This window comes from Halobacillus sp. ABA4_118 (genome assembly GCF_056160205.1).
The window spans coordinates 1,345,145-1,370,045 of record NZ_JBSWWS010000001.1 but is presented as its reverse complement, the minus strand read 5'-3'; the positions used below and the strand labels follow the sequence as shown (position 1 = coordinate 1,370,045).

Genomic DNA, 24,901 nt, shown 5'->3' with positions numbered 1-24,901 from the left:
TTCCACTGATAGCGCCGACTCTAAATCTTTTTTATATCTATTTCGTTGGTTATTTTTTCATACTTCGATACCCTTTTTAAAGCCTTTTAGTGAATTTCAGTAAAGGTAGTTAGTTTAGGAATGAATAACGAACAAATCTATTGAAATCCAAGAAAAAGAGAATTAAATACATAAGCAGCGCTGTGTATATTCTTATTAATAATCAGCTTTTTGTCGCTTGAAATCACGATAAAAAATTTCAAAAAACGCGATAAAAGAACCCGCAGACCTCAAAGGCCTGCGGGCTCCATCATCTATTCCATTCTCCGGAACTTCCCAACCGCATAATAGAAGACCGGTACAAAAATCAAGGTGAGCAGCGTCGATGTCGTCAGGCCACCGATGACCGTAATCGCAAGTCCTTTGGATATCAGCCCGGAAGCCGAGTTCGAAAGGGCGAGCGGCACGAGAGCGAAGATTGTGGCCAGGGCGGTCATGAGAATCGGACGCAGGCGCGTACGGGACGCTTCGACGATCGCTTCTGTGAGCTCGTAGCCTTCGCGGCGGTTGCTTTCAACACGGTCAAGCAGCACGACGGCGTTGGTGACGACGATTCCGATCAGCATCAGCATTCCGATCATTGCGCTCATCGACAGCGTCTGGCCGGATAGGAACAAGCCGGCAAGCGAGCCGATCGGGATGAAGATCAGGGAGGACAGGATGACAATCGGTGTCAGGATGCCCCTGAATGTAATGCTGAGTACAAGGAACACGAGTCCGACAGCAGCGGCCATGGCAAGCCCGAGGTCGGCGAAGCCTTCATTAATCATTTCCAGTCCTCCGGTCAGTTCCACTTCCACGCTGTCCGGCAGGGTGAGGGAATCGACATCGGCCTCCACGTCACGGGAAACGGCAGCGGTGTCGTCTCCGATGATCGTCGCGGAGACCGTGCTTGCCGTTTCACCGTCCTGGTGCTTGATGGATTTCGGCACCTCCACTTCCTCAATCGAAGCGATTTCCTGCAGCTCTTTGGCCCCGTCCTGTGTCATGATGGTATACGTTTCGATATCCGCCTTCGTTGTGAAGGCTTCATCGAAGGCAAGCTCCATCTCCCATTCCTCAGTCAGGGTGAGTGTGCCGCCATCAAGGGGCTGAAGCCGTTCGCGGATCGGCTGCATCAGCTGATACGGACTCACACCGAGCTCTCTGCCATCTTCATTAAGGGAAATATCGTATTTCGTCTGCGTATCCTCCATATCGTTGGATACATTCTTTAATTGATCGTTTTGTTCAAAAAGCTGGACGACCTGGTTGGCGGCCTCTCTCAAATCTTCATTTTCATCACTGTACAAATTCACATCAATCGTATTGCCGGATGGCGGTCCATCCTGCTGGACTTCCGCAGCACTTACAACAGCCTCCGGGTAGGCTTCCTGCGCCTGGGCAAGCAGATCTTCCTCATAGTCGTCCATTACTGCATCGGCTTGGACGTCCTCCTGAAGCTGGACGTAGAAGCGGGCGATGTTTTCAGAAACAGATGCATTCATGCCTGGAAGCTGCTGCTGGCTGGAAAAGCCGATGGATACCTGCGTGTAGTCGATCTGATCGTCATCCAGAAGGGTGGCTTCCATCGACTGCGCAAGCGCTGTCGTTTCTTCAAACGTCGTCTCATCCGGAAGGGTCAGTTCGACTTCGAACGTTTCACTGCCTTCACTCGGCAGAAACGATACGCCGAGTGCCGGAATGAAGGAGAACGATCCGAACAACAGGACAAACGAAAGGGTGAAGACGAGTCCTTTCTTCTTCAAGGATCCTCTTAAGAATTTTTCATACCATGTGGCCAGCCGGCTCGATTTTTCCTCGTGCTTCACGTCCTTGAAGAAGAACTTGCCGAGCACAGGGATGAGCATCAGCGCGACCAGCAGGGAGATGGTGATCGAGAACACGACGGCGAGACTGAACGGTCGGAAAAACTCACCGAGAATACCGCCGACAAAGGCGAGCGGCAGGAAGACGATCAGGGTCGCAATCGTGGAAGAGGCGACAGCGCCGAGCACTTCCTTCGTCGCCTTGAAGACGACATCCCGCTGCTTCATATCCGGATACTGCTGTTTCCAGCGGTAGATGTTCTCGATGACGACAATGCTGTCATCGACGATTCGTCCGACGGCGACGGCCATACCGCCGAGCGTCATAATGTTCAAGGTGTAATCAAATGTTTCAAGCAGGGCGATCGATCCGAGAATCGAAATCGGCAGCGACAGGATCGCGATGATCGTCGCCCGGATGTTTCTTAGGAAAAGCAGGATGACGATGACGGTGAACAAGGCACCGAATCCGCCTTCCTTCAACAATGCGGAGATGGATTTGTTCACTTCTTCGCCCTGGTCGAGGACGGTGTATAGCTCATAGCCGCTGTCATCCACTTCTTCATTCAAATAGGACTTCACCGCATCGGCAACGTCGGCGGTGTTGGCGTCCTGGGCTTTTGTTACTTCAATCAATACACTGTCTTCCCCGTTGAAGCGGGAGACTTCGCTGCGATCGGTCACTTGAGTGATATCGGCGATTTCCCCGAGGGTCACTTCCTGAGGGGTTTCCGCCTGTACAGCTGCATTTGCCTGTGCTCCTGCGGCAGCCTCAGACCCTGCCTTTTGTGATGGCTGCTGCTGTTGAGCACCCGCTGGTGAAACCGGGATGGTGAGGTCTTCAAGAGCGGTCACATCATCAAGTGTTCCTGAGATTTCCACCGGCGTGGACAGACCGTCCTGCTGGAGGGATCCGGCGGGAAGCTTGTATTCGGACTGCTCAACAGCCTCAAGGATGGAAGACAGGGTCAGTCCGTACGTGGAAGCTTCTTCTTCATCCACTTCGATCTGCAGCTTCGATTCCTCACTTCCTGTCACCTGCACACCAGCTACACCTTCAAGGTTCTCAAGCGTCGGAACGATCGTATCTTCTACATCGGCCTGCAGCGCCTGCAGGTCCTCGGAGGAAAGTGCGGCCTGGTAGATCGGTGTCGAGTTGATCGACAGGGCGGTCACCTCGGTGTCCGCATCCTCCGGTGTCGTTACATCGGCGATTGCATTGGTGATGTCTGATTGAGCTTCTTCGATATCTTCACCGAATGGATAGGTGATGGTGATAAAAGACGCGTTCTCCTGAGACGTACTCGTCATCGCGTCATAGTCTTCCATGTTCAGAAGGGCTTCCTCGAGAGGCGTGGTCACATTTTCCTCCACTTCCTCCGTCGAGGCGTTCGGATAGACCGTCTGGACCGTCAGGACAGGAAAGCTGACGTCCGGGAAGGTTTCCACTTTGATTTTGTTCGTCGCAAAGATTCCCATGGCGATCACAAGGACCGTCAGAATCAGGATGGCGACCGTATTTTTCAAGCTGAATTTTGTTAACCAGTTCATACATCATGGCTCCTTTTTCAAGATGGTAGCCTCATCATAAAACCGTTGTATGAACTGAATATGAACAACCAAAATTTTTTCAGCGGCGGGGGAGATGGATAGTGAAAGCTGCCCCCTCTCCGGGCCGGCTCGTCACATGGATGGTTCCGTCGTGAAGCTGGACGATTCTTTCGGCGATCGATAAGCCGAGGCCGCTTCCGCCTTGTTTTCTCGTCCTTGATTTGTCCGCTTTGTAAAAACGCTCGAAAATTCGCTGCTGATCCTCGGGGCTCATGCCTTCACCGTCATCTATAATGGTCACTTCTGCACCATCCGTATCTGCCTTCAGACGAACGGCAATCGTTCCTTCCGTCTGTGTATGGCGGATAGCGTTACTGAGGATGTTCACCCACACCTGCTCGAGCTGGTCGGCATCTCCATAAAGGCTGCAATCCTCAAGATTTGCGTCGATGGTGATTTTATTATCCGACCACTGCGGCTCCATGTGGGCGAGCACCCGGCGGAGCTGTTCATCCAGCTTGTAGAAGGATGGCTCATACGGCGGGTGGTCGCTGTCGAGAGTGGCAAGCTTCAATAAATTGTGACTGAGGACTGACAGACGGCGGCTTTCCTTTTCGATGATGTCGTAGTAGGCCTGCCTGCTTTCCTCGTCCGTAACAACGCCATCCTTCAAAGCCCGGGCAAAGCCTTGGATGGATGTGAGCGGTGACTGGATTTCATGCGAGACGTTGGAAACGAACTGCTGGCGCATGCCGTCCAGTTCACCGAGGCCGTGGGCCATCTGATTGAAGCTGTGGGCCAGGCTGCCGAGCTCATCCTTCCGCTTTGTCTCCACTTGGACATCGAAGTTGCCTTTGGCAAGCTCGCCGGCCGTTTCCGTCATCGCTTTGATCGGTCTGACAATCCAGCGCGTCGAAAGAATGAATACGAAGCTTCCAATCAATAGAACGGTCAGGAAAAGGATTAGGACGATCTGACGGAAGCCTTCGAAAAAGAATTCAAAATCCGGCCGCAGGAACAACGCGTAGGAGCTGCCGTCCTTTTCAAAAGGGAGTCCGATGTTGATCCGTGGAGGAAGAAGGTACTCATTGTGGACGTCGCCGTTCAGAACGCGCTCGACGTCGGCCTGATCGATATCCCAGTCCTGTCCTTCCTCGTAATAAAGGCTTTCCTCCGCATCGTCCTTAAACAGCAGCACTTCAAAACTGCCCGAGCTCATGGCGTCGAGATAGAGGTCGGCATCGGTGTCGGGCTCTTTTTTATACAGCTCGATGAACTCCTTCCCGATATTCACCATCTGGGTTTCCAGTTTCTCGGCCACCTGCAGGGCGTGGAGTCGTCCGGAAATCGAAAACGTGATGACGAGCCCGATGACGATGGCAGCGATGAATGTCACGACAATTTGAGCATACAAACTTTTCAAGGCGTGACCTCCTCCATCCGGTAGCCGACACCGCGGATCGTCTTCACGGATATGCCGGCGCCTTTTTTCTTCAGTTTGTCGCGGATCCGTTTGATATGAACGTCAACGGTACGGTCATCGCCTTCGTACTCGAATCCCCAGATGCGTTCAATCAGCTGGTTGCGAGTGAAAATCTGCTCCGGATAGGAAGCGAGGGTATACAGCAGCTCGAATTCCTTCAGCGGCCACAGTTCACTTTCTCCGTTGATGGTGATCGTTTTGTTCGTTTCGTTAAGGATGGCGCTGCCGGCTTCAATGGTTTGGGAGGCACGGATCTGATAGCGCCGCAGCAGCGCTTTGATGCGCATCATCAGCTCCACAGGCTCGAACGGCTTCACGATGTAATCATCGGTCCCAAGTTCGAATCCTTTCACTTTATCCTGGACCTCTCCCTTTGCTGTCACCATAAGAACCGGGATTTCATAGAAGCGGCGGATTTCTCTGCACAGCTCATAGCCGTCCATGTTCGGCATCATCACATCGATGACAGCGAGGTCGACGGCGGTGGAGCCGAGCACGTCAAGCGCCTGCTCGCCATCATCAGCGGTCAGCGCTTCGTACCCTTCGTTTTTTATGTACATGGTGATCAGCTGCTGAATATGCGGATCGTCGTCGACGACGAGAATATGGATCATCAGCCGTCCTCCTTGCTTCCTTTTTTAGTTGTAGTGTACCACAGCCGTCTCATCTGCTTCCGCCTTCTTTTGGAAGGATCTTCATTTTTTCTGCCATCGATTGGGAAAAGGGGCTTGCAAAATCTATGAATATGAAATACAATAACATGAATAAAAATTCATAGATTCACACATCAGGACAAACAGACAGCCAGACACTCAGTGGTAGGATACAAGCGAAGCGTGACTTCAATATGTATAGAGGAAATGAGTATGGTTCAGCAGCGGGTCCTCGCTGCTTTTTTGTTTGGATAGAAAAAGAGGGGGAGCACAACATGTTACAGAATGAAAAACAGACTGCCCGGGAGCCACAGCAGAAACAGGAGAAAAAAGGCATCAACATCAACGCTTTTGTATTGATCTTCTCTGTGATTGTCCTGGCTGCCATCTTGACGTACATCGTGCCGGCAGGAGAGTATGAAAGAGTCGATCAGGACGGCCGTACCGTCGTCGTACCCGATTCGTTCCAGTTCACCGAACAGTCGCCGGTCGGATTTTTTGATATTTTTACAAGTGTTCATACAGGGCTCGTCAATAGCGCGGGCATCATCTTTTTCGTATTGATCGTCGGAGGGTCTTTCGGGATCTTAAGTGCGACAGGAGCGCTTGATGCACTGATCCGGACGCTGACGAAAAAGCTTGGCGACAAGGAGCTGCTGTTGATTCCAGCACTGACGCTGTTGTTTGCGGTGATGGGATCATTGATGGGGCTGGCCGAGGAAACGATTATTTACATTGCCATCGTCGTGCCGCTTGCGATGTCGCTCGGGTTTGATGCCATCGTCGGTTATGCGGTGGTTGCCCTGGGGGCGAACATCGGATTTATGAGTGCTTTGACCAACCCGTTCAACGTCGGTGTGGCCCAGAGTGTCGCAGAACTGCCGATGTTTTCCGGCATGGGGCTGCGTCTCGTGCTGCTGGCCACCTTTTACGTAGCCGCCGTGCTTTACATTTACCGCTATGCGAGAAAAGTGAAGAAAAATCCGGAGCTCCGCTACATGGGCACGTTTTCCGAGAACAAGCCGAAAATGGCCGGACCGGCGAAGCTTGAAACGCGTCACAAAGTGATTTTGACTATTTTTCTATTAAACTTTGTCGTGCTGATTTACGGTGTGCTTCAGCTTGGCTGGTACATTACCGAAATCGCCGCTCTCTTCCTGTTGTTCGGCATCATCGTCGGCGCCATCGGGAAATTGAAGCCGAACGAAATGGCCGACAGCTTGATGGACGGGGCGAAAAAAGTGATGACAGGAGCGTTGATCATCGGGTTCGCCCAGGCGATCCTCGTCGTCTTCCAAGAAGGACTGCTGATGGATTCTGTCCTGTATTTTGCGTCTTCCGTACTGAATCAGCTGCCTCCGGTGTTCAACGCAGCCGGCATGTTTTTCGTCCAGCTGTTTTTGAATTTCCTGATCCCATCCGGAAGCGGACAGGCGGCGCTTACGATGCCGATCATGGCGCCGCTCGCCGACCTTGTTGGAGTGACGAGACAGACGGCTGTTCTTGCTTTCCAGCTTGGGGACGGGATTTCCAATACGATCTTTCCGACCTCCGGCGTCTTGATTGCCGGCCTTGCGATGGCAGGCATCCCTTATACGAAGTGGGCGAAATGGGTTTTCCCATTCATCCTTATTGAAGTGGGACTTGCGCTTGTATTTTTATTCATCGCCCACACCATCCAGTACGGCCCATTCTGATCAGTCTTTATAACAGGAGGAACACGTCATGACACACACAACAGCTGAATTGACCCAATGGACGGTGCAGCAGCGCCGTCATTTCCATAAACATCCGGAGCTTTCCGGACAAGAACATCATACCGCCGCCTATGTGAAGGAGCGCCTTGAGGCGTTCGGCATTCCCCTGCTTGACGGCTTCACAGCGCCGAACGTCGTGGCGTTCTTCAAAGGAACCGAAGGGAGCCGGACGGTGGCCTTGAGAGCCGACATGGACGCCCTGCCGGTGCACGAGCAGGTGGAAAAGCCGTTCTCTTCCACGGTTCCCGGCGTGATGCACGCCTGTGGGCACGATGCCCACACGGCGACACTGCTTGGAGCAGCGAAGTGGATGAGTGAGCATCCGGAGCTTGTGATAAACAACATCGTGCTCATTTTCCAAAGCTCCGAGGAGGAATCGCCGAGTGGTGCCCAGCAGCTCGTTAAAGACGGAGTGCTTGAAGGCGTGGATGCCATCTACGGCCTGCACTACATGTCCAATGTAGCTTTGGGGAAAGTCGGCTTTGCGGAAGGTTTTTCGATGGCGTCCAGTGACGATTTTGACATTGTCATCGAAGGAAACGGCGGCCACGGCGGCATTCCGCAGGATACGGTCGATCCGATTTATGTCGCGACACATTTGATCCAGAGCTTCCAGTCGATCATCAGCCGGAACCTGAATCCTTTTCACCCCGGCGTCATTTCGTTCGGCAAGATGGAAGCGGGCAATTCCTACAACGTCATTCCCGACCAGGTGACGCTGAAAGGGACGATCCGTGCACTCAGCTTTGAAGGTCAGGAGCTGATGTACAAGCGCACGGTCGAGCTGACAGAAAAAATCAGCGACAGCTTCGGCGCTGTCGGCCACTACCATTACATCGAAGGCACGCCGCCGGTGTACAACCATCCGGATGCCTGTGCCACGGCCCGCGGCATCATCCAGTCGACGTTCGGAGACGATGTGTTTACAGAGGTCGAACCGACGATGGGAGCGGAAGACTTCGGCTATTACTTGAAGGAGAAAACCGGAGCTTTCATTAATGTCGGGATGGCAGGGGAGAAGAGTGCGTATCCCCACCATCATCCGAAGTTTGATGTGGATGAAGATACCATTCCGACGGGGCTTGAGCTGATGATTCAGCTGGCTTTGAGAGGATAATAGAAGCGTATTTTCATATCCTTTTGAAAATGAGAATTGAACAAAAGGGGGGATCTTCTGTTAAACAGAAGATCCCCCCTTTTATGAAAAGAAAATATTACTGCTGAGGCTTGGCTTTTTCCGCATGCTTCGCTGCCAGAACATCTTCGGCCGTTCGTTTATTTTCCTCGGCTTCTTTTTTCGTCGCTTCATCTCCACCGACGACTTGATCCACTTTGTTCTTCAGAGCTTCATACCCCTGCCTGGCGACTAGTTCTTTATCGTTTTTGTTGTTCTCGTCTCCAAAGTAAGTATCATCCATACCGGCATTGTGGTGGAAGCTTGTGTTTGTGGCACCAGGAAGCATGGCGGTCACATTGACGCCGGTTTCTTTCAGCTCTTCTCTTAATGCTTCAGCAAACATGAATCCGAAGGCTTTGGATGGACCGTAGACCGTTTCGTAAGGCGTAGGTAATGTCGCTGATACCGAAGAGACGATCATGATGTCGCCTGCTTGATTCGGGACCATATGCTGAACGACGCGCTTAGCCATATGGACGGTTCCTGAGACATTGATGTCGATGAGCTTCAACTCTTCTTGTAGATCATTTTCCAAGAAGGATCCTCCCATGCCGATGCCGACATTGAGAACAGCCGCATCCAGTTTTCTTCCCTTGTTTTTCACAAACTGCCAGAAAGCCTCCACCCCATCATACGTCGATGCATCCGCCTGGAATGGATAAGCTTCTACTCCTAATTCTTCGATTTCCTCTGCGGATTGATAGATGGTTTCACTGGACCCGGACATAGCCACATCATAGCCATCATTCGCAAATAATTTAGCCAGTTCAAAACCGAGCCCTGATGTAGATCCTGTAATCATTACTAATTTTCTATCTGTCATCGTAACCACTCCTCAAAATATATAGGGAACCATACTTATTCGTTATCAAGCATCTGCGCATGAGAGATGAATTCCCACAGGCTGTACATATCAAACATGAGGGGAGCCCGGGAAGGCGTATGGTTTCAATAAAGAAGGAAGGGTCATTGTGACCAATTTCAATAATCTTTTGAAAAATTAAGGAAATTAAAGTAAAAAGATGGTAAAATACTTCTCATATCCTGAAAATCCATTCAGGAGCGAACGCTTTTTTGAAAGCGTTTCATCATTATGAGGAAAAGGTGAAGGACACGTGAATATGCAAGTGAAAGAAGTATCTATTTTCGACCATAAGGGAAACCGGATTGTCACCGACGACCGTGAAATTTCTGTGATTGCGAAGATGGAGGATCCGAAAATCGTCATTCTGGGAAATGTGGTCAGTGATGAAGAATGCGACAGTCTCATCCAGCTGTCCAAAGACCGGATGGACCGTTCCAAAATCGGCTCCAGCCGTGATGTGAGCGAGATCCGGACGAGCAGCAGCACATTTATTCCGGAAGACGATGTGAAGGCACGAGTCGAGAAGCGGATGGCGCAGATCATGAACGTACCCGTCGAACATGGAGAAGGACTTCACATGTTGAACTATAAGCCCGGCCAGGAATATAAGGCCCATTATGATTATTTCCGTGCCAATTCAAGAGCGGCGGCCAATCCGAGGATTTCTACGCTGGTGATTTACTTGAACGATGTCGAGGAAGGCGGAGAGACGTTTTTTCCGCATATGAATCTATCGGTATCCCCGCAAAAAGGGATGGCGGTCTACTTTGAATACTTCTACAATGATAGGGAGTTGAATGAACGGACGCTTCACGGCGGATCGCCTGTCATTGAAGGGGAAAAGTGGGCAGCAACGATGTGGGTGAGACGTAAACAGTACAGATAAAGCAGACACCTTCCTAATAGAGGAGGGTGTTTTTTTACCCTTTTTGTTCATTATAATGTTTTGACTAGCCTGAATTTTCGAAGTATGATATAGAAAAATAGGCGGAAAGCACCACGAAAGGCATCGAAAAAGAGGAGCAGGGTGATGGACTATTTTGTACAGTTCCAGTTGAACGTATTTGCGCTTCTTTGTCTGGCTGTCCTGTATGTCATTATGAGAACGAAATCCAAGGTGGAAAGCTTCGGAAAGCGTCTGCTCCGGATGATTATGGCAGCCACTGCAGCGGCTGTCATCCTTGAACCGCTCACGTGGATCTTCGACCGGAAGCTTTTTTTCGGAGCGTATCTGCTGGAGTATTGGACGAACTTCGGCTTGTTTCTCATCGGCCCTGTCCTCGGTGGTCTGATGCTTTCGTATGTGGATTATCATCTCTTCAAAGCCCCTTCGCGTGTGTATAAGAAGCTGTTTTATCAGCACATGACCATCTTCACGTTCGTTGTTCTCCTGATCAATGTATTTTACCCTGTTTACTTTGACGTGGACCCTGTCTTCAACGGTTTCAGCAGCGGACCGCTCAAAGAATTTCACTACCTCATCCTTGCCGGCATTTACATTTCGATGTTCCGGTTACTGATTAAGAATAAACCAAGAGTCAGCCGCTCGACGTACTGGATTTTCACCGTTTTCTTTGCACTGCCGATTGGCGGCATGATTGTCCAGCTGTTCGATTCCAAGCTGTATTTTTCGTGGACGTCGATCGTGCTTGGAATTCTCGTCGCCTATACGTTTTTGGAATCGACGACGTCAGAGCAGGATTTCCTCACAAAACTGTATAACCGGCAGAGCTATGAAATCTACCTCAATCATATGACCGAAATCCGCCGGCCTTTCGGGATCATTCTCATCGATCTCGATCATTTCAAGGAAATCAATGACCATTTCGGCCACCAGCAGGGGGATCAGGTGCTTATTGAGTTTGCGGGGGTGCTGGAGAAAACGTTCAAAAACCATGGGCTGCCGGCCCGGCTGGGCGGGGATGAGTTCGTCATCGTCTTTCATGAAGGAGAACATCTGGTCAGGGAATCCATGGAAAAAGTGTCTGCCCGTCTGCAGACGTACCAGGATCCATTCATCCGAAACCTTCAGTTCAGCTATGGATGGTCCTGTTACGAAGAGGGTATGTCGATGGAAGATCTGTATACATCAGCCGATCAGAAAATGTATAAGGATAAGCGGAAAGGACGGTCCATCTGACTGCCTTTTTGCAGTAGGTTTTAATTCCTATTTTTCCAAAATTCCTCCCTTCTCGTTTGTGAAATTCATCCAAGAGGCGTAATGTGTCTCGATGATAGAATGTTCAGAAAGGATGGATAGCGATGTGGAAAGAAGATTACGTAACCATCAATGACGTGGACCTGCACTATGTTACAGCCGGAGAGGGGAAGCTGATGCTGTTCCTGCACGGTTTTCCTTACTTCTGGTACAACTGGCACCATCAGATCGAAGAATTCTCCAAGGATTATCAAGTGGTGGCTGTCGATATGCGGGGCTACAACCTGTCGGACAAACCGGAGGATGTGGCTTCCTATGACATGTCAATTCTCGTGGATGATGTAAAAAAGCTGATTGAAGCCTTTGGGGAAAAGGAATGCATCCTCGTTGGCCATGACTGGGGCGGAGCGGTCGCATGGACACTTGCCTACTCAAGTCCGGAATACATCAGCAGACTGATCATGTTTGATGCGCCGCATCCGTACACATTCCGCCGTGAGCTGGCTGAAAATCCGGCACAGCGGGAGGCGTCGAGCTATATGGGCTATTTCCAGCGCCCGGATTCCCACGAGCGTCTGTTAGCCAACGATGGAGAGAAGCTGCGCCAGATGCTGTTTGATCCACTCGTGGCAAAAGGGGCGATGACCGAGGCGGAGGTCGAGAAGTACATAGAGGCTTGGAAGCAGCCCGGTGCTATGAAGGCGATGCTGAACTATTACCGTGCGATTTCGTTCTATCCGTTTGAAGAGCATGTGAAACAGCCGGTACAGCTGCCTTATGAGCAGTTTGATCAGCCGGTGCTGCAGTTCTGGGGCGATGCGGACGCCGCCTTTGAAAACAGCAACCTCGACGGGATGGAAGAGTACCTGTCTGATCTGACCATCCACCGCTTCCCGGGTGTCGGACATGCGCCGCACCTTGAAAAACCGGACGAAGTGAACCGGTTGATGCGTGAATTTCTAGCGGAGAAATAATAGAAAGGCCGTTCCTGCATGGGACGGCCTTTTGGCTTCAGAGGTTTCTCTACAAGCTTTTTTCTTTCTTGCCGCCAGGAGCGAAAGCCCCTTCCCTTTCCGCGCCCGAGCGCCCTCGCAACACCCACGCTCGGCGATCACGGACCACTCGTTCTTCCGCAGGAGTGGAAGGGGGAACCGCTCCTTGGGAGTTCTTTAACATCGACAAAGTCTCCTTCACCCTGCTCGCCCTTGCTGGATGGAGGACAATCTTTTTCATAGTACGGGAGGCAGCTGTCATCAGCGCCTGTTCTTTTGAATCTGCATAGGGCACAATCTCTTTCCTATACACTAACGTCGGCACGAGGAGCGTTCGGTGGTGATGCCCGCGGCAAGCATCCACCGATAAGCGGAACGTGACCCTTCATACGACAAATGGCCAACTCTAACTGATTAACACAGGCTTTTTCTACAGCCAAAGGAGCTGCCTACGATAGACAGCTCCTTACACTTATACACCACTATGCTGTGTAACTATCGATTTTCTTTGATGATCTGGTAGATGCCTAATGCGATGAACACCATTGCGATTCCAATTTCTACTTTGAAAATCAAGGAGAATCCCGGGAAAACTTCTGCTTCCAGCGGGCCTGCAGATCCTGCTATGTCTAATCTTTGTAACATGATCCATTGGGTATACATCATGACCAGAGTGTAATGAGCAAAAGCACCTATCAAAAGAAATAAGCCATACTTCATATAAACCACGTTCAAACCACTCCTCTGCTAAATGTTTCCCCTGCTCATTATTTATGGTTGATCCCGCACATTCAACCTTACGTTTCAATCGAATGAAATTTATTTCCTTCCATAATGGTCTTCATTCAATCAATGGATTTCAATTCCGCCCGTACTTTACCCATTTTAAGGTCAACGAAGAGAATAGATAGGCGGTCGTGACCAGTATAGGAACGACCAGAAGGGCAATCAGGTTCGTTTTCCAGGTTAATGGCACCACTCTTTCCCAGATCTCCCCTGTGATTTTCCATAAAACAGAAAAGTAGAAGAGAAAAATAATGATCGAAGCGATTGTTTTCATGGGAGCTTCCGTCTCCTTTATGTATCCGTGTTATCTCTAGTAGAGCATACGTGTGTCGTTTTTTCCAAATAAGGGAAACCGTTAGTAACACGTGTGAGGGAGGGATGGAGTTTGAATAAAACGCAGCAGATCATTTTAGGGCTGGCGATAGGAACAGCGCTGTTTATTGGGGTGCTCGCCGGGATGTCTTTCTCGGAAAACATTTTTGTCGTAATGGGTACCGGACTGGCAGCAGGATTCATCGTCCGGTTCGTTGTCCAGCGTGCGTTTACAGAGATGAATAAAAATAAATCCTGAATGCTTCCTTCCATGGCTGGCCGCCTGTTTTTCCTGAAATAGTGTTATCATAATGAAAGATTCTAACCATGGGAAAGAAGGATGTACGTTGAATAGAGTTGTCATTGTCGTCTTGCAGATTGCCGGTCTTTACGCGCTGTATCTTGCCGGGTCGTGGGTCCAGCAGGCGCTTGGATTGTTCATTCCGGGCAGTGTGATCGGCATGCTGCTGTTGTTTGTACTTTTATCTTTGAAAATTATTCCGGAGCGGCTGCTCCAGCAGGGCGTGGCGTTTATGATCCGTCACCTGCCGTTCTTTTTCATACCGGCAACCGTCGGAATCATCAGCTACGCCTACGTGTTTAAAGGGAAAGGCCTGCTGCTTATTGCCATCGGTCTCTTCAGTACAGCGCTGGTCATGGCTGTCTCCGGACGGGTGACCCAGACGCTCGTCAAAAGGAGGGAGGAGGCATGAGTACCGCTCTTTTGATGATGGTGATGACAGTTGCCATTTACATAGCGACCCTGTTCGTCTACCGCAGACACAGGCGGCTGTACACAACACCCGTTATCGTTTCTACTGCTTTGATTGTCATCATTCTATTAGTCTTTCATCTGCCATATGAAACGTATATGACCGGCGGAAAATGGATTGACCGGCTGCTCGGGCCCGCGGTCGTTGCGCTTGCGTACCCGCTTTATCAATTCCGGGACATTTTGAAAAAGATGTTCGTTCCGATTATGACAGGAACGGTAATTGGTGCGGTGGTTGGAATCGTTTCCGGACTGCTGCTCAGCAAATGGGCCGGATTCAGTGACTTGATCATCCATTCGATCGTTCCAAAATCGGTAACGACGCCTGTGGCGATGTCGATTTCAGAATCGACGGGCGGGGTCATGCCGCTCACAGCCGTATTCGTTATGATTGCCGGCATTGGCGGCCTTTTGATTCACCCGTTCGTGTTGAAAGTGAGCGGTCTGACCCACCGGATCGGCCGTGGTGTCGGCATGGGCAGCGCCTCCCACGCCATCGGCACATCCGCTTCGATGGAGCGCGATACGCTGGAAGGATCGATCAGCACCGTGGCGATGGTGCTGAGTGCTGTCATCGTCTCCATCATCGCTCCTGGTCTTACGCTGTTGTTCATGTGAAAAGGACCCTCCCTTATGAAGAGGGTGTTGATAAGAAAGAAGAGGCACTTCAAATGGAATGGAAGTGCCTCTTCGCTATGTGGACTTTTCAATAATGGTCGTTCAGAATGTTTCAACGTCTGAGATCCCATGCACATGTGCATCATCTAAACCTTCTTTTCTCTATCCGAAATGGGTAAGGGTTCTTTCAAGCGTCCTTCAGCCCATTCGTTTTAGGATGAGAAGACTAAGTCGTCTGAGACTCCATATAACTTATAATCTTATGATTCGTCAAAGGTGGTAGATCAGCGATGGTTCTATTGTTTAGTAATTCTTCCATCTTCGATTCTGCCTCATCCATCACATCTTGAATAAGGCAATGGTCTTCGCCGGGTGCATGATATTCCCCATCGATATTACATTTAAACAGAGCGGCTTTTCCTTCAATGGTATGAATAATATTCAAAAAAGTAATATCGGAAGCAGGTTTAGCTAATGTGTAACCACCCTTCACTCCGGGAGTTGAATCTAAATACCCTGCTTTCACTAACTTCGTAATGATCTTTGAAAGGTATGTTGGGGAAACATTGAAAACCTCCGATAATGGCTTAACACTAACTGCTTTTCCCTTAGGAACCATGGAAAGAAAATAAATGGTATGGAGCGCATAGTTCGTTGCTTTTGTATATTTCAAAAGTGATCACCCTTATTTATAGATATTCATCATCTATCATACAGAATAAGTTTTCTTCATCAGCCGGTCAAACTTAAAGACAACCCCGGAGCTATTGGTGGGATAAGGGAATGTATTCAACTGAAAGATCCAACTTAAAATGAAAAGTTCCAGCCCACGATAGGGCCGGAACTTTTGTCAGAGCAGTATCTTTTCGATTCCATTGTTAATCAAAATCTTCAAAGGTTAGATCATGATTCACACCAATGGCTGCTTTACTGCCTTCTGCAGCAGCTACAATAAGCTGGGCTACGGCTTGAGAGGTATCTCCAGCAGCATACACATGCTTAACACTGGTCCTCCCCATATTGTCTGTCTTTATTCCTCCATTTTCCGTCCGTTCCAATCCGAGTTTCTCCCCGAAATTCGAAGCTTGTTCTACTTTTGGAATAACGAAGCCTCCTTTACAAGCTGCTTCCGTACCATCTTCGAATGTCACCTTCTGTAATTGTCCTGCTTCTCCCTCCAGAGCTGTAAGGGGGGATTCCTTCACTTGTATTCCTCTACTGTTTAAAGTATTTATCTCTTCTTCGGATAACACATCCCGGCCGTTTGTGCAGACCGTCAACTGACCGCTCCAATTGGAGACAATTTTCGCCTTATCATAGGCTGCTTTACTTTCCGCAATGACCACCAATGGCAGGTCCCTTAATTCCCATCCGTCGCAATAGGGGCAGCTGAATAGACTCTTCCCATAAAATTCGGAGATTCGATTTACAGCTGGAAGCTCTTCTTTTAATCCGGTAGCAAGAATGATCTTACGACTGTAGTAACAATTCCCATCCTCTGTTATCAATCGAAAGTGATGGTTTCCATCTTGTTCTACATGAGACACTTTTGAGTTATCGAATGATACGGAGGGGTATTTTTTTATGTCCTCATGGGCGGCATCTCTAAAATCATCCGGCTTCACACCATCTCTTGTGATGAATCCATGGGATTCGTGGGTAACCGCATTTCGCGGAGAACCGCTGTCTATTAGGACTACTTTTCTCCTTGCTCTCCCTAATACAAGGGCAGCATTCAAACCCGCCGGCCCTCCACCGATAATGGCACAATCCAACATCATTTTAACCAACTCCTTATAAATAGATATTAAAGACACATTATATCTATAATTAAATTAAAAAAATGAAAGGTGCTTTTACACAGCACTATGGTTTTGTAACCCTTTATCTAGAATAAGCACCCGTTTCCAAGTTTTTTAATTATAGACAATGTATATCTGTAATAGTAGCTCTTACGTAATCATGGAGTCAATGAATCAGCTTAATCCGCTCTTCAAAAGAAGCTGTGTCTATTCGTAATCAGCACCGGCCATGGCGGGACCGTCCGTTTTGATCATCTTCACTAATCCAGTGTTGAGGCTCATGAAAAGAGGCACTCCAGGTTTGATTAGAGCGCCTCTTGTGCATATTCAAGACGTATTTGATGCCTGAACTTTTCATAGTTTAACTGAAAATGGCTTAATAACCAGGGTTCATTATCTAATGACATCATCATTTTTATCGTAAAGCGTCACTTCTGCCGGAAAAGTATGGTCCACATCAGCAGGCAGCTTCTCATACTTCAAAAATCTTTCATCACTGGAGACATCCGATACGAATGTGTAGTTCTCATTCATTGATACAGCTTTTACGTGTTCTATTTTTAAATCAGGATTTTTCCCTGTCAGGATAGCATAACTGCCTTGATTTGTTTTTATTTCTTCGTAGGAAACGGAGTTGGAACCATATCCGGAATGGTCGATTTTATATTTCCCATTCCACCCCTTAATCAAGTGGGCATACCCAAGATCATGCTGCTGTGTTTCAAATAAAGCTGCGTAGGATGTTGTATCGTCCAATTGAACAATCGTGATCATCTCCGGCTCCACACTCCCTGATGTTCTATTCAGCCATTCCTTTATATTCTGTTGTACATCCATTTCACCAGCATCGATGGTATATTGGGTATTTATATACCCTGTACAACTGATAAAACTCACTGCAAGAAGAACTATGGCATATATTAATTTCTTCAATCCATCTCACCCATACCTATCCAAATGTTTTTGTCAGCCTTTCTTGAGTGGGAAATTGTAGGTCGTCAGCATCTCCCACCTCTCTCTAAACCTTATATTCTGCAGGAATACGCTCCCGTTTCTATACGAATCAATAAAGATATCGTTTCACACGGACTTCATGTATGGAAAAGGCATCCATTCGTTTTGGAATAAACCGGACAGGTTATAAGAAGAATAAGAAGGAAATGAAAAATTTTCCGGGTATGCTCGTCCGAATCGTCACGGATCGAGGTGTTTCTTCTTACATTATTCGTGTGGGGAATTTTTAGATTATCGTGACTTTTCCATCTATAAAGCGTTATCATAGAGGTAACGAGTATATCTTAACAGAAAAGCGGCTGCATCCGGCGGTGGTTTTTCTGCAAAATCATAGTTATAAGGATGGTAGACATGAGCAACAGAGCAATCGAAACAGACGTGATCTTGATTGGCGCTGGAATCATGAGCGCGACACTTGGGTCGCTGCTCCACGAGCTTGCCCCGGACTGGAAGGTGACCGTGTTTGAAAAGCTCGGCCGTACAGGTGAGGAAAGCTCAAACGAATGGAATAACGCAGGCACTGGACACGCTGCCCTTTGTGAATTGAATTACACAAGCGAAAAGCCGGACGGCTCGATTGATATGACGAAAGCCGTGAAAATCAATGAACAGTTTCAAGTTTCCAAGCAGTTCTGGTCTTATCTCGTGAACAACCGCCGTATAGAAAAGCCGGAGGAATTCATCCGGCCGCTTCCACACATGAGTCTCGTATACGGAATCGAGAACATCAAGTTTTTGAAAAAACGCCATGAAACGATGGCGCAGAACCCACTTTTCAAAGATATGAAGTTTTCTGATGATCCGGAAACCTTGAAAAAATGGATGCCGTTGATTATGCAGGAGCGCACGTCGGAAGAGCCTGCAGCCGCAACAAAAGTTGATGCCGGTACGGATGTGAACTTCGGCGCCCTCACACGCAAAATGTTCGACCACCTGGAGCATGAGAACGTGACGATGAACTATAACCACAGCGTCGAAAACCTCGAGCAGACGAGCGGTGGTACGTGGAGTGTGAAAGTGAAAAATGCCAACGGGGAGACCACCCGCTACTTAACGAAGTTCGTCTTCATCGGAGGAGGCGGAGGCAGTCTCCATCTGCTTCAAAAATCGGGGATTCCTGAAGGAAAAGGCATCGGAGGTTTTCCTGTCAGTGGACAATTCCTCGTCTGCAACAAACCGGAGGTCGCAGAAAAGCACCACGCTAAAGTGTACGGCAAAGCACCGGTCGGCGCACCGCCGATGAGTGTGCCGCACCTCGACACCCGCTACATCGGTGATAAGAAGACCCTTCTTTTCGGACCGTTTGCCGGTTTTTCACCGAAATTCCTGAAGACCGGATCCAATATGGACCTGCTGACATCGGTCAATGCCAACAATGTCATGACGATGCTGGCTGCCGGTATGAAGGAAATGGCCTTGACGAAGTATTTGATCCAGCAGGTGCTCCAGTCCAAGGAGCAGCGGATGGAAGCATTGAGGGAGTTCGTTCCCGATGCGAAAAGTGAAGATTGGGAGCTTGTTGTTGCCGGTCAGCGTGTGCAGGTGATCAAGGATACCGAGGATGGAGGAAAAGGGACGCTTCAGTTCGGTACGGAAGTCGTCAGTTCCTCCGATGGAACCGTCGCCTGCCTGCTTGGAGCATCCCCGGGAGCATCCACCGCTGTCCATGTCATGATTGATGTGCTGCAGCGCTGCTTCCCGGACCAGTTCGCCCAGTGGGAGCCGAAGCTGAAGGAAATGATTCCGAGCTACGGCACATCCCTTCAGAACGACCCGTCTCTCGTTGAGAAGATCCATGCTGAGACAGGCGAAGCGCTCGGACTGACGGAAAAAAAGCTCGTAATGAATTGAGGAGAGGTGACCGCCTCAGCAGCTGAATGAGAAATCAAAGCCCTTCATCTTTGTCGGATGAAGGGCTTTTTTGTATGTGGCTCTGTTATTGCTTGGTGTTGTTATTTAACATGTGAGCTTATATCACTCCTTTCTGTCATGGGATATGTATGAGGCGGCCTTGGGAATGACTCCCTTTCCGTGGGGTACCGTGAGCCTCCTCAGGCAGCGCCTTCCGGGGTCTCACGATGTACCTTCATCCCACAGGAGTCTCGCCATTCCCAAGGCCGCCTCTTCAAAGAAGGATGGTTAGAAAGGACATAACCGAAGTCCGTTACACCACTACGAAAGGGATGGCAGGGAAAACAGGTAGACTCCTGCGGGAAAAAGGAACAAGGGGAGACCCCGGAGAACGAAGTTCGAGGAGGCTCATCGTTCCCCGCGGAAAGCGGACGGTTTTCCCTGCCATCCCATGCTCTAAGTAAACAACGGACCGGACCCCTGATTCCAGACGGAGACAATTTAGTAATCATTTAAAATATCAACAACAGACTTTAACAAAGCTTTGTATGTAGAAAAGTCACTTTTATTGTAAAAATATCAGAATAATTTTACAATTTTAGAAAAGGAGGAGATCATGTGGAAGCGAAACAGACCGTGTATGTGAATACTTTTACAGACGGAGTGCTGGACCCAGGTAAAGCTATGGAATACAAAGTGAAGGACGGCGGACATATTATCGCCAATACGACGCCCGGGTGCTGGGGGCCGATGATTACGCCGGCGTTGAAGGGCGGTCATGAAGTGACGAAGCCTGTGTATGTTGAAGGGGCCGAGGTGGGGGACGCTGTCGTCATTCATATCCAGTCCATAGAAGTGACGTCGATGGCCACAGCCTCCGGCAATGATCAGCCGGTGGAAGGCCGGTTCACAGGCGACCCCTTCGTCGATGGCCAATGCCCGAGCTGCGGGACGAAAAATCCGGATACGTATATCGAAGGAATCGGCCAGCAGGCGGTCCGCTGTCAAGTGTGTGGAGAAGACGTCACCCCCTTTGTATTTACGAATGCGTACACGATGGCTTTCGATGAACAGAAAGAACTTGGACTCACGCTCCACCAGGAAGCCGCTGAAAAAGTGGCCCGCGATGCCAAGGCTTACATGCGGACACCGGAGGAATCAATCCAAAACCCGGTTGTCACGTTCGCTCCCCATGATATCGTCGGAGCCGTGGCTCGTCTGCGTCCGTTTTTAGGCCAGCTCGGAACTACACCCTCCCGTCCGATTCCAGATTCCCACAACGCTGGTGACTTCGGACAATTTTTGATTGATGCCCCGCACGATTTCGGCTTAACAGCTGAGGAGCTTGAAGAGAGAACGGACGGACATATGGACATCAATCGTGTCCGCGAAGGGGCTGTCCTCATCTGCCCCGTCAAAGTGGAAGGCGGAGGTGTGTATGTGGGCGATATGCATGCGATGCAGGGGAACGGCGAAATCGCCGGCCACACGACAGATGTTTCGGGTATTGTCAGCTTGAAGATCGATGTGTTGAAAGGCGTAAATCTGGAGGGCCCGGTGCTGCTTCCGGTGGAGGAAGACCTGCCGTACCTCGCCAAGCCTTTCACAGAAAAAGAAAAACAGCAGGCCTTGAAACTTGCGGAGAAATGGCAGGTGGAACAGCTGGAGGATTCCTATCCCGTTTCCTTCATCGGAACAGGGGCGGGTTTGAATGAAGCGACAGCGAATGGCATGGAAAGGGCAGCCAGGGCTTTTGGAATCGATGTTCCTGAAGTGATGAACCGTTCCACCATTACCGGATCAATCGATATCGGCCGGCACCCTGGTGTGGTTACGGTGACGTTCCTTGCACCGGCCCACTACCTGGAAAAAATAAAACTGGAGACGCTTGTAAGGGGTTATTACAAGCTTTAAAGCAGATCGCCAGGTGATTGGTGACAAAATCTTCCGTTTAGCTTTCCAGAAGCGGGGGAAGAAGTGTAATAATTTGTGGTATGGGGGAGGTGTATGTCCTATTTCCGGAAGTCACTGGCGCTCGAACCGATCTAGGAAGAGAGGATGAGTCGATGACGAAACAGATTTTTCAAGTCGATTTGAACAAGCGTATGGATGAACAGGATGTTGTAGGACATAATCGCTGGCACCCGGATATTCCCGCTGTCTTTTCTGTCAATCCCGGAGAATCGTTCCGTATGGAATGCCTCGACTGGACGGACGGACAGATTAAGAACAATGATGACCCTTCAGATATCAGGGACGTCCATCTCGACCGGGTGCATGTACTTAGTGGACCGGTTTACGTCAATGGCGTGGAGCCGGGAGATTTATTAGTCGTCGATATTCTCGATATCGGCACGTTTTCCTCCCATGAGTGGGGCTTTAACGGGATTTTTTCCAAGGAAAACGGCGGCAGCTTTTTGACGGATCACTATCCGGAAGCCGCTAAGTCAATCTGGGATTTTGAAGGGATTTACGCCACCTCCCGCCACGTACCGAACGTCAAATTTGCCGGCATCATCCACCCGGGCCTCATCGGTGTAGCCCCGTCCCAGGAGATGCTGGATGAATGGAACAGAAGAGAAGAAGAGCTCGTCAGCCAGGATCCGGACCGCGTTCCTCCACTGGCCAACCTGCCGACTAAGGAGAACGCCGTTGCAGGCAGTCTGAAGGGAGCCGACTTTGACCGAGTCGCCAGAGAAGGGGCACGGACAGTACCCCCGCGTGAAAACGGGGGAAACTGTGACATTAAGAATCTCTCTAAAGGTTCGAAAATCTATTTCCCTGTCTTTGTGGACGGGGCCAAGCTGTCTGTCGGTGATCTGCACTTCTCCCAGGGGGACGGCGAAATCACCTTCTGCGGCGGAATAGAGATGCCCGGATGGATCGATTTGAAGGTCGAAGTCATCAAGGACGGCATGAACAAATACCAGATTAAGAGAAATCCGGCGTTCCGCCCCGGTCCCGTGATGCCACACTATAACGAATTCCTCGTCTTTGAGGGCGTGTCCGTCAACGAGTTTTCCGGCAAGCAGACGTATTTGGATGCCAATACGGCGTACCGCAATGCCTGTCTGAATGCCATTGAATTTTTGAAGACATTCGGATTCACGGGTGAACAGGCGTACATGCTGCTTGGAACGGCACCTGTGCAGGGGCATCTGGCCGGCGTCGTCGATATCCCGAATTCCTGCTGTACACTGGCCCTGCCGAAGGAAATTTTCACGAAAGATATTCTGCCGAAGTAGAGGAGCGGATACGTGTTGGCCCATTTTTCTTTTTTATGTGAAGCGTGCGGAGAATTCACAATCTGGATGACCGGCATGAAAGAAAGCAGGAGAGAGGCTTCCTGTCCGGATTGTCAGGGCGTTTCAAAGCGGGTTTTCAAGCCGCCGATGACGTCCAGGATGGACAGCCGCGTCAAACAGCGGATCGAAAACGGCATGGAGCCCCGGACCGTCAGGCGTGAGGACCTTCCAGCTTCACGCCCGCGGCGCCAGACAACAGCCCGGCCGTGGCAGGCTGGTCATTAAGTCAAAAAAAGCAGCTGGACGCTTGATGTCCGCTGCTTTTTCAGGCTTTCCTTCTTCGGAATCCTTCCCATGGGGAGGGTTCTTTCCATGCCCTTGCTTTGGTCAGAAACGGAGTCAATAGAGAGAGGGAGATGAATCCCGCGGCGGCTCCCAACCCGTAAAACGATCCGGGCAGCCCGAATGTGACTTTCAAGATCACAAGGACGATGGGAAGAAAAATGAAGAACAGGAAAACAGAATCATCCAGTCTCAAATATTGTTCGAAAGCACAGTGGGGACAGGCAGCCTTTTTCTCCTGCAGCAAGAGTGGCTGCTGGCTGAACGCTGCCCGAAAGCTCCATCGCTGCTTACACTGGATACACGTCGTCACGGTGTTCTCCTCCATTTCACTATTCTTTTTCTATCTATACCTTTTTCGCCTCAAGTGGAAACCTTTGCTCCTGAAGGTTCGTTTGAAATAAGATAGGAACGGATATAGAAATATAGTCTTCTAAAGGAGGAATCTTCATTATGAAAACGTTGGAAAACGCATTAAAACATAGAGTAGGTCTTGGAACCGCACCGCTTGGCAACATGTTCCGAGATGTCCCGGAGGAAGAAGCACGGGAAACGATTCAGACTGCCTGGGATCAGGGCGTCCGTTATTTTGATACGGCTCCTTTTTACGGCGCGGGTCTGGCGGAAAGCCGTCTTGGGGATGTCTTGTCCCAATATGACCGTGATGAGTACGTCATAAGTACGAAGGTCGGCCGCTACATGACGCAGGAGGAAGAAGACAAAGATGGGTTGTTTGCGCATGGACGCAATAACAAGGTCATCACGGACTATTCCGCAGAGGCAACGAGGAAATCAATTGAACAGAGCCTGGAACGTTTGAAGACAGACCGCCTCGATATCGTCTATGTGCACGACTTATCGCCGGACTTTCACGGCGACGAATGGATTTCCAAGTTCGAGGAAGCACGGACAGGAGCTTTCCGTGTGCTGTCCGAGATGCGTGAAAAAGGCATCATCAAAGGCTGGGGCCTTGGCGTGAATACGACCGAGCCGATCGAGATTGCGATGGAGCTGGAGGAAAACCGTCCGGACATCAACCTGTCAGCCATCCAGTATACCCTTCTTCAGCACGATCGTGCGCTTGAGCGTATGATGAAGACGGCGGAGGAAAAAGGCATTGATATCGTCGTCGGCGGCCCTTACAACTCCGGTGCTTTGTTCGGCGGTGACCACTTTAACTATGAAAAAGCGGGCGCAGACATCATCGGCCGTGTGAACCAGTTGAAGGAAATCGGTGATAAGCATGGTGTCCACTTGAAAGCGGCGGCCCTGCAGTTTTCTACTGCCCATCCGGCTGTGAAATCCGTCATTCCTGGATCCACACGTCCGGAACGCATTAAAGAGGATCTTGAAATGATCCAGCGCGACATTCCAGAAGCTTTCTGGCAGGAACTTGTGGAGCGCGGCTTCATTTCCCCGCAGGCACCACTACCTAAATAAACGAAAAGGGTTCATCTTATCTTTTCGGAACTAAAATAAGCGGTCGCTATTTTTATCGACAGCCTTGGGAAACCGCATCGGCGGTTTCCCTTTTTATTGCAGTGGGCGAATATCCGCCATGTTCTCGAGATGGGTGCAGATGTCTGGAAATAATGGAATCCAAAAGTTCCTCTCTACAAAGGGGAGCTTTTTTGTGGGACAAAAAGGCTAAAGCCTATTGAAAGTCTTCGGTTTAT

General features: G+C 49.7%; 23 protein-coding genes. 13 read left to right on the top strand and 10 right to left on the bottom strand.

Translation table 11 applies throughout. From position 1 onward, the window contains the following. Window positions 1–293: 293 nt before the first annotated feature. The 3 genes from ACXAGL_RS06650 to ACXAGL_RS06640 all read right to left on the bottom strand — a co-directional run bounded on the left by ACXAGL_RS06650 (window position 294) and on the right by ACXAGL_RS06640 (window position 5,495). On the bottom strand, window positions 294–3,398 hold the full coding sequence (locus tag ACXAGL_RS06650; protein WP_474990497.1) for an efflux RND transporter permease subunit: 3,105 nt from the start codon (window positions 3,396–3,398) through the stop codon (window positions 294–296). Between the two features lie 79 nt (window positions 3,399–3,477). After that, entirely contained in the window at window positions 3,478–4,821 is a 1,344-nt protein-coding gene (locus tag ACXAGL_RS06645; RefSeq protein ID WP_474990495.1) for a sensor histidine kinase, read from the bottom strand. Continuing rightward, entirely contained in the window at window positions 4,818–5,495 is a 678-nt protein-coding gene (locus ACXAGL_RS06640) for a response regulator transcription factor (protein WP_474990493.1), read from the bottom strand. Before ACXAGL_RS06640 ends, ACXAGL_RS06645 begins: the two co-directional genes overlap by 4 nt. A gap of 314 nt (window positions 5,496–5,809) precedes the next feature. On the opposite strand from ACXAGL_RS06640, the gene ACXAGL_RS06635 reads away from it, so the two are divergent. Both ACXAGL_RS06635 and ACXAGL_RS06630 read left to right on the top strand, forming a co-directional pair. Beyond that, window positions 5,810–7,231: a YfcC family protein gene (locus tag ACXAGL_RS06635; RefSeq protein ID WP_474970055.1), complete on the top strand. Its 1,422-nt coding sequence runs from the start codon at window positions 5,810–5,812 to the stop codon at window positions 7,229–7,231. 28 nt (window positions 7,232–7,259) lie between these two features. Beyond that, window positions 7,260–8,408 carry a M20 metallopeptidase family protein gene (locus ACXAGL_RS06630; protein ID WP_474990491.1) on the top strand — a complete coding sequence of 383 codons (1,149 nt, stop codon included), beginning with the start codon at window positions 7,260–7,262 and terminating at the stop codon, window positions 8,406–8,408. 97 nt (window positions 8,409–8,505) lie between these two features. Here the strand turns inward: ACXAGL_RS06630 and ACXAGL_RS06625 are convergent, their stop codons facing one another. Next, on the bottom strand, window positions 8,506–9,291 hold the full coding sequence (locus tag ACXAGL_RS06625) for an SDR family NAD(P)-dependent oxidoreductase (RefSeq protein ID WP_474990489.1): 786 nt from the start codon (window positions 9,289–9,291) through the stop codon (window positions 8,506–8,508). 298 nt (window positions 9,292–9,589) lie between these two features. Between ACXAGL_RS06625 and ACXAGL_RS06620 the strand changes: the two genes are divergently transcribed. The 3 genes from ACXAGL_RS06620 (at window position 9,590) to ACXAGL_RS06610 (ending at window position 12,465) form a co-directional block, all read left to right on the top strand. Beyond that, entirely contained in the window at window positions 9,590–10,219 is a 630-nt protein-coding gene (locus tag ACXAGL_RS06620) for a 2OG-Fe(II) oxygenase (protein WP_474992343.1), read from the top strand. A gap of 144 nt (window positions 10,220–10,363) precedes the next feature. Beyond that, window positions 10,364–11,473, top strand: a complete 1,110-nt coding sequence (locus tag ACXAGL_RS06615) for a GGDEF domain-containing protein (protein WP_474990487.1) — start codon at window positions 10,364–10,366, stop codon at window positions 11,471–11,473. Between the two features lie 122 nt (window positions 11,474–11,595). Next, the gene (locus ACXAGL_RS06610) at window positions 11,596–12,465 is read left to right on the top strand and encodes an alpha/beta fold hydrolase (protein WP_474990485.1); all 870 of its coding nucleotides are present in this window, start codon (window positions 11,596–11,598) and stop codon (window positions 12,463–12,465) included. Between the two features lie 513 nt (window positions 12,466–12,978). On the opposite strand, the gene ACXAGL_RS06605 is transcribed toward ACXAGL_RS06610, so the two are convergent. Together ACXAGL_RS06605 and ACXAGL_RS06600 are read right to left on the bottom strand one after the other, a co-directional pair. Next, window positions 12,979–13,212, bottom strand: coding sequence for a hypothetical protein (locus ACXAGL_RS06605; RefSeq protein WP_474970708.1), 234 nt, complete (start codon window positions 13,210–13,212; stop codon window positions 12,979–12,981). 130 nt (window positions 13,213–13,342) lie between these two features. Beyond that, on the bottom strand, window positions 13,343–13,543 hold the full coding sequence (locus ACXAGL_RS06600; protein ID WP_474990483.1) for a hypothetical protein: 201 nt from the start codon (window positions 13,541–13,543) through the stop codon (window positions 13,343–13,345). 111 nt (window positions 13,544–13,654) lie between these two features. On the opposite strand from ACXAGL_RS06600, the gene ACXAGL_RS06595 reads away from it, so the two are divergent. From ACXAGL_RS06595 to ACXAGL_RS06585, 3 genes are all read left to right on the top strand, one after another. Then, complete coding sequence (locus tag ACXAGL_RS06595; protein WP_474970045.1) at window positions 13,655–13,840, top strand: hypothetical protein; 186 nt, start codon at window positions 13,655–13,657, stop codon at window positions 13,838–13,840. 88 nt (window positions 13,841–13,928) lie between these two features. Further along, window positions 13,929–14,294 carry a CidA/LrgA family protein gene (locus tag ACXAGL_RS06590; protein ID WP_474990481.1) on the top strand — a complete coding sequence of 122 codons (366 nt, stop codon included), beginning with the start codon at window positions 13,929–13,931 and terminating at the stop codon, window positions 14,292–14,294. Then, window positions 14,291–14,971, top strand: coding sequence for an LrgB family protein (locus tag ACXAGL_RS06585; protein ID WP_474990479.1), 681 nt, complete (start codon window positions 14,291–14,293; stop codon window positions 14,969–14,971). The genes ACXAGL_RS06590 and ACXAGL_RS06585 overlap by 4 nt, the downstream gene beginning before the upstream one ends. Before the next feature lie 226 nt (window positions 14,972–15,197). Here the strand turns inward: ACXAGL_RS06585 and ACXAGL_RS06580 are convergent, their stop codons facing one another. From ACXAGL_RS06580 to ACXAGL_RS06570, 3 genes are all read right to left on the bottom strand, one after another. Continuing rightward, a complete protein-coding gene (locus ACXAGL_RS06580; protein WP_474990477.1) occupies window positions 15,198–15,644 on the bottom strand; it encodes an Rrf2 family transcriptional regulator in 447 nt (148 codons plus the stop codon). Between the two features lie 205 nt (window positions 15,645–15,849). Then, window positions 15,850–16,752 (bottom strand): NAD(P)/FAD-dependent oxidoreductase, encoded by a 903-nt coding sequence (locus tag ACXAGL_RS06575; RefSeq protein ID WP_474990475.1) that lies wholly within the window; start codon window positions 16,750–16,752, stop codon window positions 15,850–15,852. 414 nt (window positions 16,753–17,166) lie between these two features. Next, window positions 17,167–17,706 carry a hypothetical protein gene (locus ACXAGL_RS06570; RefSeq protein ID WP_474990473.1) on the bottom strand — a complete coding sequence of 180 codons (540 nt, stop codon included), beginning with the start codon at window positions 17,704–17,706 and terminating at the stop codon, window positions 17,167–17,169. A 411-nt stretch (window positions 17,707–18,117) separates the two neighbouring features. Between ACXAGL_RS06570 and ACXAGL_RS06565 the strand changes: the two genes are divergently transcribed. The 4 genes from ACXAGL_RS06565 (at window position 18,118) to ACXAGL_RS06550 (ending at window position 23,168) form a co-directional block, all read left to right on the top strand. Further along, window positions 18,118–19,638 carry a malate:quinone oxidoreductase gene (locus ACXAGL_RS06565; protein WP_474992341.1) on the top strand — a complete coding sequence of 507 codons (1,521 nt, stop codon included), beginning with the start codon at window positions 18,118–18,120 and terminating at the stop codon, window positions 19,636–19,638. 618 nt (window positions 19,639–20,256) lie between these two features. After that, window positions 20,257–21,552, top strand: a complete 1,296-nt coding sequence (locus ACXAGL_RS06560; protein WP_474990471.1) for an acetamidase/formamidase family protein — start codon at window positions 20,257–20,259, stop codon at window positions 21,550–21,552. A gap of 152 nt (window positions 21,553–21,704) precedes the next feature. Beyond that, window positions 21,705–22,883 (top strand): formamidase, encoded by a 1,179-nt coding sequence (gene fmdA, locus ACXAGL_RS06555; protein ID WP_474990469.1) that lies wholly within the window; start codon window positions 21,705–21,707, stop codon window positions 22,881–22,883. Window positions 22,884–22,895: 12 nt separating this feature from the next. Next, the gene (locus ACXAGL_RS06550) at window positions 22,896–23,168 is read left to right on the top strand and encodes a zinc ribbon domain-containing protein (RefSeq protein WP_337192730.1); all 273 of its coding nucleotides are present in this window, start codon (window positions 22,896–22,898) and stop codon (window positions 23,166–23,168) included. 40 nt (window positions 23,169–23,208) lie between these two features. On the opposite strand, the gene ACXAGL_RS06545 is transcribed toward ACXAGL_RS06550, so the two are convergent. After that, window positions 23,209–23,538 carry a hypothetical protein gene (locus tag ACXAGL_RS06545; RefSeq protein WP_474990467.1) on the bottom strand — a complete coding sequence of 110 codons (330 nt, stop codon included), beginning with the start codon at window positions 23,536–23,538 and terminating at the stop codon, window positions 23,209–23,211. Window positions 23,539–23,678: 140 nt separating this feature from the next. On the opposite strand from ACXAGL_RS06545, the gene ACXAGL_RS06540 reads away from it, so the two are divergent. Then, window positions 23,679–24,665, top strand: coding sequence for an aldo/keto reductase (locus ACXAGL_RS06540; RefSeq protein ID WP_474970037.1), 987 nt, complete (start codon window positions 23,679–23,681; stop codon window positions 24,663–24,665). Window positions 24,666–24,901: the final 236 nt, after the last annotated feature.

What these genes read in the sequence shown, in the direction of transcription:
- ACXAGL_RS06650 (WP_474990497.1), bottom strand. Translation starts at nt 3,398, where the DNA reads ATGAACTGGTTAACAAAATTCAGCTTGAAAAATACGGTCGCCATCCTG.
- ACXAGL_RS06640 (WP_474990493.1), bottom strand. Translation starts at nt 5,495, where the DNA reads ATGATCCATATTCTCGTCGTCGACGACGATCCGCATATTCAGCAGCTG.
- ACXAGL_RS06635 (WP_474970055.1), top strand. Translation starts at nt 5,810, where the DNA reads ATGTTACAGAATGAAAAACAGACTGCCCGGGAGCCACAGCAGAAACAG.
- ACXAGL_RS06630 (WP_474990491.1), top strand. Translation starts at nt 7,260, where the DNA reads ATGACACACACAACAGCTGAATTGACCCAATGGACGGTGCAGCAGCGC.
- ACXAGL_RS06625 (WP_474990489.1), bottom strand. Translation starts at nt 9,291, where the DNA reads ATGACAGATAGAAAATTAGTAATGATTACAGGATCTACATCAGGGCTC.
- ACXAGL_RS06620 (WP_474992343.1), top strand. Translation starts at nt 9,590, where the DNA reads ATGCAAGTGAAAGAAGTATCTATTTTCGACCATAAGGGAAACCGGATT.
- ACXAGL_RS06615 (WP_474990487.1), top strand. Translation starts at nt 10,364, where the DNA reads ATGGACTATTTTGTACAGTTCCAGTTGAACGTATTTGCGCTTCTTTGT.
- ACXAGL_RS06610 (WP_474990485.1), top strand. Translation starts at nt 11,596, where the DNA reads ATGTGGAAAGAAGATTACGTAACCATCAATGACGTGGACCTGCACTAT.
- ACXAGL_RS06600 (WP_474990483.1), bottom strand. Translation starts at nt 13,543, where the DNA reads ATGAAAACAATCGCTTCGATCATTATTTTTCTCTTCTACTTTTCTGTT.
- ACXAGL_RS06585 (WP_474990479.1), top strand. Translation starts at nt 14,291, where the DNA reads ATGAGTACCGCTCTTTTGATGATGGTGATGACAGTTGCCATTTACATA.
- ACXAGL_RS06575 (WP_474990475.1), bottom strand. Translation starts at nt 16,752, where the DNA reads ATGATGTTGGATTGTGCCATTATCGGTGGAGGGCCGGCGGGTTTGAAT.
- fmdA (WP_474990469.1), top strand. Translation starts at nt 21,705, where the DNA reads ATGACGAAACAGATTTTTCAAGTCGATTTGAACAAGCGTATGGATGAA.
- ACXAGL_RS06540 (WP_474970037.1), top strand. Translation starts at nt 23,679, where the DNA reads ATGAAAACGTTGGAAAACGCATTAAAACATAGAGTAGGTCTTGGAACC.